At 67.8% G+C, this 9,580-nt stretch carries 7 protein-coding genes and 1 pseudogene; 4 read left to right on the top strand and 4 right to left on the bottom strand.

The window, feature by feature from the left end; all coding sequences use genetic code 11:
- Nucleotides 1–67 (bottom strand): annotated as a pseudogene (locus tag ACFWBW_RS40770) (transcriptional regulator); the annotation flags it as partial.
- Between the two features lie 38 nt (nt 68–105).
- Between ACFWBW_RS40770 and ACFWBW_RS40775 the strand changes: the two are divergent.
- On the top strand, nt 106–318 hold the full coding sequence (locus ACFWBW_RS40775) for a hypothetical protein (RefSeq protein WP_385384665.1): 213 nt from the start codon (nt 106–108) through the stop codon (nt 316–318).
- Between the two features lie 286 nt (nt 319–604).
- Here the strand turns inward: ACFWBW_RS40775 and ACFWBW_RS40780 are convergent, their stop codons facing one another.
- From ACFWBW_RS40780 to ACFWBW_RS40790, 3 genes are all read right to left on the bottom strand, one after another.
- Complete coding sequence (locus ACFWBW_RS40780; protein ID WP_385384668.1) at nt 605–1,579, bottom strand: glutaminyl-peptide cyclotransferase; 975 nt, start codon at nt 1,577–1,579, stop codon at nt 605–607.
- Between the two features lie 257 nt (nt 1,580–1,836).
- On the bottom strand, nt 1,837–3,282 hold the full coding sequence (locus ACFWBW_RS40785) for a hypothetical protein (RefSeq protein WP_385384671.1): 1,446 nt from the start codon (nt 3,280–3,282) through the stop codon (nt 1,837–1,839).
- 763 nt (nt 3,283–4,045) lie between these two features.
- The gene (locus ACFWBW_RS40790) at nt 4,046–4,633 is read right to left on the bottom strand and encodes a hypothetical protein (protein ID WP_385384679.1); all 588 of its coding nucleotides are present in this window, start codon (nt 4,631–4,633) and stop codon (nt 4,046–4,048) included.
- A gap of 732 nt (nt 4,634–5,365) precedes the next feature.
- On the opposite strand from ACFWBW_RS40790, the gene ACFWBW_RS40795 reads away from it, so the two are divergent.
- The 3 genes from ACFWBW_RS40795 to ACFWBW_RS40805 all read left to right on the top strand — a co-directional run.
- A complete protein-coding gene (locus ACFWBW_RS40795; RefSeq protein WP_385384682.1) occupies nt 5,366–7,339 on the top strand; it encodes a calcium-binding protein in 1,974 nt (657 codons plus the stop codon).
- Between the two features lie 272 nt (nt 7,340–7,611).
- Nucleotides 7,612–9,090, top strand: coding sequence for a tyrosine-type recombinase/integrase (locus ACFWBW_RS40800; RefSeq protein WP_385384674.1), 1,479 nt, complete (start codon nt 7,612–7,614; stop codon nt 9,088–9,090).
- The coding region (locus tag ACFWBW_RS40805; protein ID WP_385384676.1) for a hypothetical protein at nt 9,087–9,580 on the top strand (494 nt) is incomplete at its 3' end. The genes ACFWBW_RS40800 and ACFWBW_RS40805, both read left to right, overlap by 4 nt.

The raw sequence follows: 9,580 nt of genomic DNA on the forward strand, positions 1-9,580 counted from the left end.
GGATCGGGTCGGCGAGGGCGCGGCCGAACCGCGCCAGCACCTCGATGTCAGCAGCGAGAGTCAGCACACCCACGATGGTACATCTAATGCTGAATCCACGAAACCGTGAACCGACTCGGCGCCGCCACAGAGAACGCCCAGTTCCAAGTCCGTCTCCTCACCGACGACCCCACGCTCCTCGCTCTTGCCGCCTCGGCCTTCGATGCAATCGCTCCCATCCGCGCGGCAGCCACCAGAACCGAACTGGCCAACCGCGAGCAACACCTACAGGACACCCTCAACACCTTCATCACCGCGGCTACTGCCCACATTCGGTGATCCACAAAACCCGGGACATCCGGAGCCCGCTGATCACTCCGCCGAAGACGTTGGCCCGTGCGGCCCGGCGTACTGCCGCCCGCCCGATCGCCTCCATCATCTGCGGCCTCAGCCAACGAGCCCCCGCAGCCAGACCTCAGGTCGCGATCTGGTCTCCGTCCCAGACTGGCCCTTGCACCAAGTGGCCTATTAACTGCACCTTCTACTGCTCCGGTTGAGTCGAGTCCAGGAGATGGGCCGCCGGGCCTTCACCGGAAGCTGATCGAGGGGCGATCAGCGGGATGGCTCATCTGGGGAGGTAGGCGACCTGAAACATGAGGGGCCAGAGTTTGCCGGTAATCAGAAAGAAGTCGGTGCCTGGTACGGCGGCGATGCCGTTCAGTTGGCCGGCTAGGCGGCTTTCGGCGGCGGTCAGGAGTCCGGATGCGTCGATGTGCGCGGTGACGGCGCCGGTGTGCGGGTTGATGCGCAGGATCGTGTCGGTCCCGTACACGTTGGCGTAGATGGATCCGTCGGGCGCGCATTCCAGTTCGTTGAGGCGTGTAGCGGGGGCGTCGTCCTTGCGCACGTTGATGCCGCCTGTGGCCGTGAAGGTATTGGAGTCGCGGAACGTGAGTCTGTCTGTTCCGTCGCTCATCACCAGCCGTTCCCGCCCGGCGATGCGCTGGTGGCACAGGCCCCAGCCTTCGCCGGGGAAGCTGACTCGGCGACGTTCCTCGAGGGTGGTGGCATCGCGCTCGATGGCGATGCCATTGCGCCAGGTGAGCTGCCATAGCTTGGCACCCGAGAATGTGATGCCCTCGCCGAACAAGGGGGCCGGCAATTCGACCTGCCGGGTGGGCCGCTTGCCCGGCGGCCCGGCGCGAAGCGAGGACCGGCCGACTAGCCCTGTGCTCTCGTAGAGGGTGGCGCCGCGGAACTCCAGACCTTGGGTGAACGCCTGGGGATCGTGGGGCAAGGTGGCTCGCACAACCGCCCGCAGCGACCGAATTCGAGGGCTGGCGGCAGCATTGCCAGGCGCGGTTGCCATCGCCTGTCCACGGACCGGTGGGCGGCCATGGGTGGCAGGGGCGAAGGTGGTTTGCGTGGCATCGTCGTTGCGGATCAGGCCCCTCGGTTCGGCTGGGCCGGGGAGTAGCGCCCCGGCGATTGCCGCCACCACCACGAGTGCCTGTGTGCGGGTGCCCGGTCTGGCCCGCTTTCGGCGAGTGATGGCGGGCTCGGTGGTCCGCTGGCCGGCCATCGATGACTGCGACAGCACCGATGGCCGGCTACGCGAGTTCCTTAGTGCTACCCGGGTCGCGGTAGCTGTTCCCCGGAACACAGGGGTCTCCCGTTCTGGAGCGTCACACAGGGCTCGTGGTCTCAATCGCGGGGGCTACACCATGAGTCACGGATCGTCGCCCCGCACCGTTTCGGCCCGCGTCCCAAGCGATCGTCCGGCGTGGGACGACCAGCTGGGATACGGGAGAGGCCGCATCAGGGCCACTTCATCCGGTGCCCTGACGGGGTGTTGGCTCAGCTGGTCGTCTTCGTGAAGTTCTGGTTGGTGGTGTTGCTGCCCCCGGGGCTGTTGATGTTGTTGTTGGTGCTGATGTTGTTGAACATCGTGAAGACGCCGTTGAGGTTGATGGGAAGGATTGATCCGCCGCCCCCGCCGCCCCCGTTGCCGCCGTTCCCTCCGTTGCCCCCGGTGCAAGTTCCGCCGGTAACGGTGGTCGGGTCGTTGTCGGAGGCTGCAGGGCTGCCGCCGCCGGAGATGCTGGCGGTGTTGGTGAAGGTGCAGGGTGCGCTGGTGGTGACGTTGGTGGTGACGGTGATCGTGGGGTAGCTTGCACCTGCCGCCAGCGCGTCACTGCGTGTGCAGGTCACCGTCTGCCCGGAGATGCCGCAGTTCCAGCCGGTTCCCGACGCGGCGGTGGGGGTGACGCCGGTGGGCAGGGTGTCCGTGACGGTGACCGTGCCGGTGGTCGGCCCGCCGTTAGCGGCGTTGGACACCGAGATCGTGTAGGTCCCGGTCCCGCCCTGGGTGAAGTTGCCCGTGTGCGACTTGTTGACGGACAGGGCGGGGTTCTGGGCGGGGGTGCAGGTTCCGCCGGTGACGGTGGTCTCGTCTTCGTCCTGAATTGGGGCGCTGCCGCCGCCGGAGACACGGGCGCTGTTGGTGAAGGTGCAGGGCGCGCTGGTGGTGACGTTGGTGGTGACAGTGATCGCGGGGTAGCTGGCGCCAGGCGCCAACGCGTCACTGCGTGTGCAGGAAACCGTCTGCCCGAAGATGCCGCAGTTCCAGCCGGTCCCCGACGCAGCGGTGGGGATGACGCCGGTGGGCAGGGAGTCCTCGACGGTGACCGTGCCGACGGTCGGCTGCGCGTTAGCAGCGTTGGACACCGAGATCGTGTAGGTCCCGGTCCCGCCCTGGGTGAAGTTGCCCGTGTGCGACTTGCTGATGGACAAGAGCGGGTTCTGACCCGGCGGGCATTCTCCGCCGGTGATGGTGGTCGGGTCCTCGGCCCCGGCGATCCGGTTTGTTTCGGCGTCGAAGAGTTCCACCCGGTTGGTGACCGAGCACGGCGAGTCGGTGAGCACATCGACGAAGAGAAGGAAGGTATGCGTGGAGTCAGGAAGAATCGGACCCGCATTCACGCACTCGAAGTACGTGGAGTTCGGTTCGATCTGGCAAGACCATCCGGCGGGAGCAGCAACTTCATGCGCGAGAATTCCGGTGGGCAGGGTCTCGGAGAGGGTTACTTGGCCGTCGTACGCCTCCGTGCCGGTGTTGGTAACTGTGATGGTGTACAGGCCGCTCCCCCCGCGGGGGAAGGTGGCCTCGTGCGTCTTAGTGACCTCCAGGTCTGGCCCCTGCGCGTACGCGGGGGTGATGCCGACAGCGAACGGCAGTGCGATGCCGAGCCCCGCGAGGGTGAGAAGGGAGGACATCCGCCACTTCAACCCTTGACTACCCATGGTGTTCTCCTGCTCTGTCCATATCCGCTGCACTACTTTGAGGATGCGCCGCGAATTTGATTCGGGAATGCCGAACGGACAACGCGTCAGAGTGCAACCGGCTACGGGGCGAACGCCTGACTCACCTGATCGCCCCAGCAGCACCCCCGGCCAGGTCAAGGACTCAACACACCCGAACCCTGGCCTTGGTTCGTTCTCGGTTCCATCTCGGACTCGTGAGCGGAAAGGTGCCACTGCTGATGACGGCCCCTGATTGCGGCCAGGAGTGGTCCAGCGGCTTCCCGGTGGGTCAGCACCGGGGGTGGCCGGTTGCGATGGTTTCGGCGCTCCTACGTGCGCGACGGATATCGGTGCCGGCGGACCTTGAACGAGTCGGCGTATACCGAGAAAAGGCAGGCCACAGGCACTGCCCGTGAGATCTCCTCTTCGCCGCGCACGATCATGGTGAAGTGCAGAGAAGGCTGCGGGAGCCGCGGGGCGGCTGGCCGGCTTGCGTGTGGACGCTGCCAGGCGACTGTCGAACTGTCCGCGGTCACGCCCGATGGACAGGGCTGCTGGTCGCACCGCGCTGTTGGGTGGCCGGGGGCCGGCGCCGCGGCAACGCCCGAGAGCAGGGCGCCGGCCAGTACGGCTGCCGTGATCGTCCGTGAGGGGTTGGCCAGTGCAGCCCGTTGCGGGCGGGCGGTGCCGGTCAGGAGCTTCATCCAGCCGCCGCGCAACCGGGCCATCCCGCTGGGAGGTGGCCCGGTCGGCAGTGTCGTTGTCAGTTGGTGCTCTTCGTGAAGTTCTGGGTGGTGGCGTTGCCGCCGCCGGGGCTGTTGATGTTGTTGTTGGTGCTGATGTTGTTGAACATGGTGAAGATGCCGTTGAGGTTGATAGGGAGGAGCGATCCAATCCCGCCATTACTTCCGTTGCCTCCGCCTCCTCCGTTGCAGGATCCGCCAGGGATGGTCGTGGTGACCTGAACCGAGTCGACAATTGCCGATCCGCTGGTGATTAGCGCCTCGTTGGTAACGGTGCATGGCGCATCCGCGGCCACGGCGACGTTGAAGGTGAAGGTGTAGTTCGAGGGAGCCGGAAGGGGGCCCTGGCTGTCGCAACTGAAGCCGCCAGTGACCACGGCGCACGCCCACTGAGCAGGGTCGGACGGGGTGATGCTTACGGGAGTGAGTCCCGCGGGCAGGATGTCGCTCACGGAGGCAGGGGCGGTCCACTGCTCCGTGCCGGTGTTGGACACGGTGACGGTGTACTGGCCGGCCCCGCCCCGGACGAAGCTCCCCCCGGTCTTGCCGACCTCCAGCTGCGCCCCCTGCGCGTGTGCCGGGGTGATTCCCGGGGCCAACGGCAGCACGATGCTCAACCCCATGATGGTGAAGAGGGACGACGTGCGTCGCTTGAGGCCTTGACTACGCATGGTGTTTCTCCAGTTCTGTCGAACGCCGCCGGGTTGCTGCTGGGAGCGTTTGGCGAAACGGCAGCGCGGGCGTGGCTTCGGGGAATGCCGAACGGACAACGTCTCGGCGCAAGGCTGGATACGCGTCGAAGGCCTGCCTCACCTGATCGCCACGCCGGTATCCCCGGTCAGGTCGTACATTCAGCGGCGGTGCAGAGAAGCTCCTGTGCTTGCTCGACGTTGCTCGTGTTTGCGCCACCCAGGTCGAGCCATCCGCGCTGGTGGGCTGGCGCCGGGTGACGGAGAACCCGCAGCGTTGGCCAAGGAGGTGCGGGTCCTCCGCGCGGGTGTATCCGAGGCCGTCAGTGGGCGCAGGGCGGCAAGCCGCTGGGCCTTGCCGGGGCGGCGCCAAGAAGACTAGAGGCCGGATGCTCTGAGCGGGCGGCGGATCTGCGTCGGCCGTCGGCGGGGCTATGGGCATGCAAGGTGTGCGTGCCGACCCTCTGCGGTTACCGGACTCTCATGAGGGCTTCGGCGTCGGCGGCCGGCCGCGGGATGAGGAAGGGCGGAGTGGACTGTATGTCGGTGCCTATTTCTGTTCAGCTGCCGGGGCGTGGCGGGGTTTCTGCAAGGCGTCGTCGGACGCGTGCCGGCAGGGTCGGAGGGGTGGTGGCGGCCTGCTTGGCGCTCGTGTTGGCTCTGCCCGCAGCTGCTCTGGCTGCTCCGGGTGAGTTGGATCTGACGTTCGGTGGCACGGGCATGGTGACCGCGGACCTCGGCGGTGGTGATGTGGCGGGCGCGGTCGTGGTGCAGCCCGACGGCAAAATCGTCACGGCCGGTGTCGGCGGTCCCAACCCGGATTTCGGCGATTTCGCTGTGGCCCGTCACAATCCCGATGGCAGCCTGGACGTCAGTTTCGGTACGGGCGGAAGGGTGACAACCGACTTCGGTGACGAGGACGTCGCGTTCGCGGTCGCGTTGCAGGCCGACGGCAAGATCGTCGCCGCAGGCACCGCTGACTTGAACACCGGCCTCGAATTCGGGATGGCCCGCTACAACGCGGACGGCAGTCCCGACACCAGCTTCGGTATTGGCGGAAAGGTGACCACAGACCTCGGTGGCATCTATGACTCCGAGGCCTTGAAGGTAGCGGTACAGCCCGACGGCAAGATCGTCGCTGCCGGGCGCGGCGGCTTCGAGGGCTTCGACTTCGCAGTCGCCCGCTACAACACGGACGGCAGCCTCGATAGCGGCTTCGGGATGGGCGGCACGGTGGCCACCGACCCCAGCTTCGGCGCCGCCGGGTGGGCCCAGGGGATGGCGCTGCAGCCCGACGGAAAGATCGTCACCGCCGGGCCCGGCGTGAACTGCGCATTCGAAGTGATCCGCTCCAACACGGACGGCAGCCTCGACACCAGTTTCAGCGAGGACGGTAAGGCCCCGGTCTGTTTCGTCAACACTGATGGCGCCTTCGCGTACGAAGTTGCGGTACAGCCCGACGGCAAGATCGTCACTGCAGGCTGGGCCGCAGCGGACATCTTCGGGCCCCGGACGTTCGCAGTGGGGCGGCTCAACCCTGACGGCAGTCCGGACCCCAGCTTCGGTCCCGAAGGAAGGGGTGTCACCACGCCCTTCGCTTCCGGCGCCGAGGCCCGCGCGATGGTGTTGCAGTCCGACGGCAAGATCGTCGCCGCGGGCCGTACCGGTCCCAGTGACCTCGACTTCGCGGTGGCCCGGTACATGCCGGACGGCAGCCTGGACACCGGCTACGGTACCGGCGGCAAGGTCGTCACCGACTTCGGCAACAGCGGTGCGCACGGGCTGGCCTTGCAGGCCGACGGCAAGGCCATCGCTGTGGGTGGGGAAGGCGCCGACTTCGCGCTGGTCCGCTACCAGGACGGCGCGAGTACACCTCAAGACGTGGACATGTCGGTGACCAAGACCGGCCCGGCCAGCATCGGTTTGGGCAGCCAGGCCACCTATACCGTGACGGTCACCAACAACAGCTCCACCAGCCCCGCCACCGGCATTGTTCTCGGCGACACGCTCACCGGTCCCGGGACACTGCTTTCGGCCACACCCAGCCAGGGCACCTGCACCACCACAGCCCAGTGCACGCTCGGCACCCTCACCCCCGGCACGAACGCCATCGTCACGGTGACCGTCCAACCCACCGCCACCGGCACACTTTCCGACACCGTCACCGTCACCGCCACGGAGTCCGACCTCACCCCGGACAACAACAGCGCCACAGCCACTACCACCGTGACCAACACCCGCGGCTGCACGATCACCGGCACCAACGGCGTCGACAACCTTGTCGGAACGAATGGGAGAGACGTGATCTGCGGCCTGGGCGGCAACGACATCATCAGCGCGCGCAGCGGCAACGACACGGTCTACGGCGACGCCGGAGACGACATCGTCGACGGCGACGCCGGCAACGACACGCTCGATGGCGGCGGCGGCAACGACACGCTCAACGGCGCCAGCGGCAACGACACGCTCACCGCTGGCCTCGGAAACGACAGGCTGATCGGCGAAGCGGGCGCTGACACGCTCAACACCGCCGACGGCACCAACGGCAACGACACCGCCAACGGCGGCCCAGGCACCGACACCTGCACCACCGACCCCGGCGACACCACCACCAGCTGCCCCTAGCCCACACGGCAACGCCCGGCTTCCCCCGATCCGGATCAGGGCGGAGCCGGGCGACTCCACTCCGAGGTGCCGCCGACACATCCCTGAGGGGCCAGCAAGGCAGTCGTCCTGGAGACTCAGCCACTCCGGCCCATCGAGTAGAAGTGGGCGGCCTGCTGCTGCCGTTGGTGCAGAGAATCTCCCACACGCGCTGGTTCCCCCGGTACGGGGAGGTCCCGCGCTTCGCGACGACGCCTTGTGCACATTCGGTCACTGACCATATACCTACCGTCATGATCGTGAACGCGTGGCGAGTGCGGGCCACGGCGGAGGACTTCACCCTCCCTCCCGACGGACCTCCCTTCGACCTGCAGCTGCTGACGGCGAACCGGGCCGAGTGGCTACACGAGGTGGGCCTGGAGGCAGGCACACCATTCCTCGTCTCGCCGGTGTTCGAGTACGACGTCGTCTTGAACTGCTTCTTCCAGTCGCCGGGGATGCGCATGCGTGCGGTGAGCACGCAGTTCGGTTACGCCCGGGACTTGGCGGCGTTCCTGACATTCCTGTGGGTGTCTCGCCGCGGTAGGGGCTGGCGGGAGGCAACCGAGGAAGATCACCTCGCCTATCTGGTCTGGCGGCGCCGGGACGGCGACGGGCCCCGTATTTCCGAAGCGACCTGGAACCGTGAAGTAGCGGGGGTGGATGCCTTCTACCGGTGGGCGGTGCGTGCCGGGCACCTGCCGACAAGCCCGATTCCGCAGGTGGCCAGGCGCCCGCGAGTTGGCGCGCAGTTGTCGCGCCGGACGGCTGACGAGCAGCGGCCGGCGACGTACGCGCGGGACGCGGGGACGGTGCGGGTGGAGTGGCTGCCGCCGTTCTCTTACCGGGTCTGGCGGGATGTGGGGGTGCGGGGCTTCGACGTGGCGGGCCTGCCACGGCCTGGGTTCCGGGCTCGGTGGGCGGCCCGCAACGCAACGTTCTGCGACGTGATGGTCCGCACCGGGCTCAGGCTTGCCGAGCAGTGCGCGCTGACGATGTTCGACGTGCCGTGGTGGACACCGGAGGCGGGTGCGTATGTGAGGTTCTGGCTTCCGCAGGCGGTGGCGAAGGGCAGCTCGTCGCGCTGGACGTACGTGCCGGCCGCGGTGCTGCGGGATGTGGATGACTACCGGCGGTGGGACCGGGCGGAGGTGGTCGCCCAGGCGCAGGCGGCGGGGCGGTATGCGCGCTGGCGCAGGCCCTGGGTGGTGGAGGAGCCGGGCAGACCGTGGGCGCGGCGGGTCAGGTCGACGTCCCGGGTCAAGGTGGAGCACTTGGGCGCGAGTGAACGGCGTCTGCTGTTGGTCGAGGGCCCGGCGGGGTTGGAGCCGGCGATGTTGTGGCTCGGCGAGGGCGGGCAGCCGTTGTCGGTCTCGGCGTGGAAGGAGATGTTCGCGGCCTCGAACCGGCGGTGCACGGCGGCGGGCGTGCTGTTGGCCTGTCACGCGCACATGCTGCGGCACACCTTCGCCGTGGTGACACTGGAGCAGTTGCAGCGCGGGCACCTGGCGGCTCTGACCGAGCAGCATCCGCGCCAGCGCGAGCACTACACCAGGGTGTTCGGTGACCCGCTGGACTGGGTGCGCCGCAGGCTCGGACATCGTTCGGTGGTCACCACTCTGGTCTACCTGCACACTCTGGCCGAGCTGGAGATGGAGACCAGGATGGCGCTGGTTCCCAGCGGGTGGGACTTGCCGGTGGACGTGGTCGATGAGACGGCGGCGGTCGCATGAGCACGCGCGGAAGCACCCGCCCCGGGGTCCGGGCGGCCCTGCCCGACGGCGACTACGACGTTCGCTCGGCGGTCTACCGCTCGCCGGACGGCAGCGTGTGCGTGGACTTCGACGGCGAGGACGGCCGGAGCCGGACCTTCGACTTCGCGGACTGCGAGCTGCCTGGCTGGCACGAGGATCTCGCGGTCGCAGTGGCCGCCCGGATCGGCCCTGGCGGGCGACTGCGCACCGCCTCCTCGGCGTTGGCGATGTGGACGCCGTTGAAGCGGTTTCTGCGCGCGCTGGCCGGTGCGGACGAGGTGCCGCTGCGGCCGGGGCAGATGAGGGTGGAGCACGCGGAGTTCTTCGCCGACAGCGTCGCGGCGACCATGCAGGATGCGTACGCGTGGCGGGTCGTCGAGCACGTTGTGGCCGTACTGCGGCTGCTGCCCCCGACCGGACGGGTGCCCGACGAAGCACTTGATGTCCTGCGGGTACGCAATCCGGGCCC

This window comes from Streptomyces sp. NPDC059957 (assembly GCF_042730015.1).
In the GTDB taxonomy this organism is placed as follows: Bacteria; Actinomycetota; Actinomycetes; order Streptomycetales; family Streptomycetaceae; genus Streptomyces.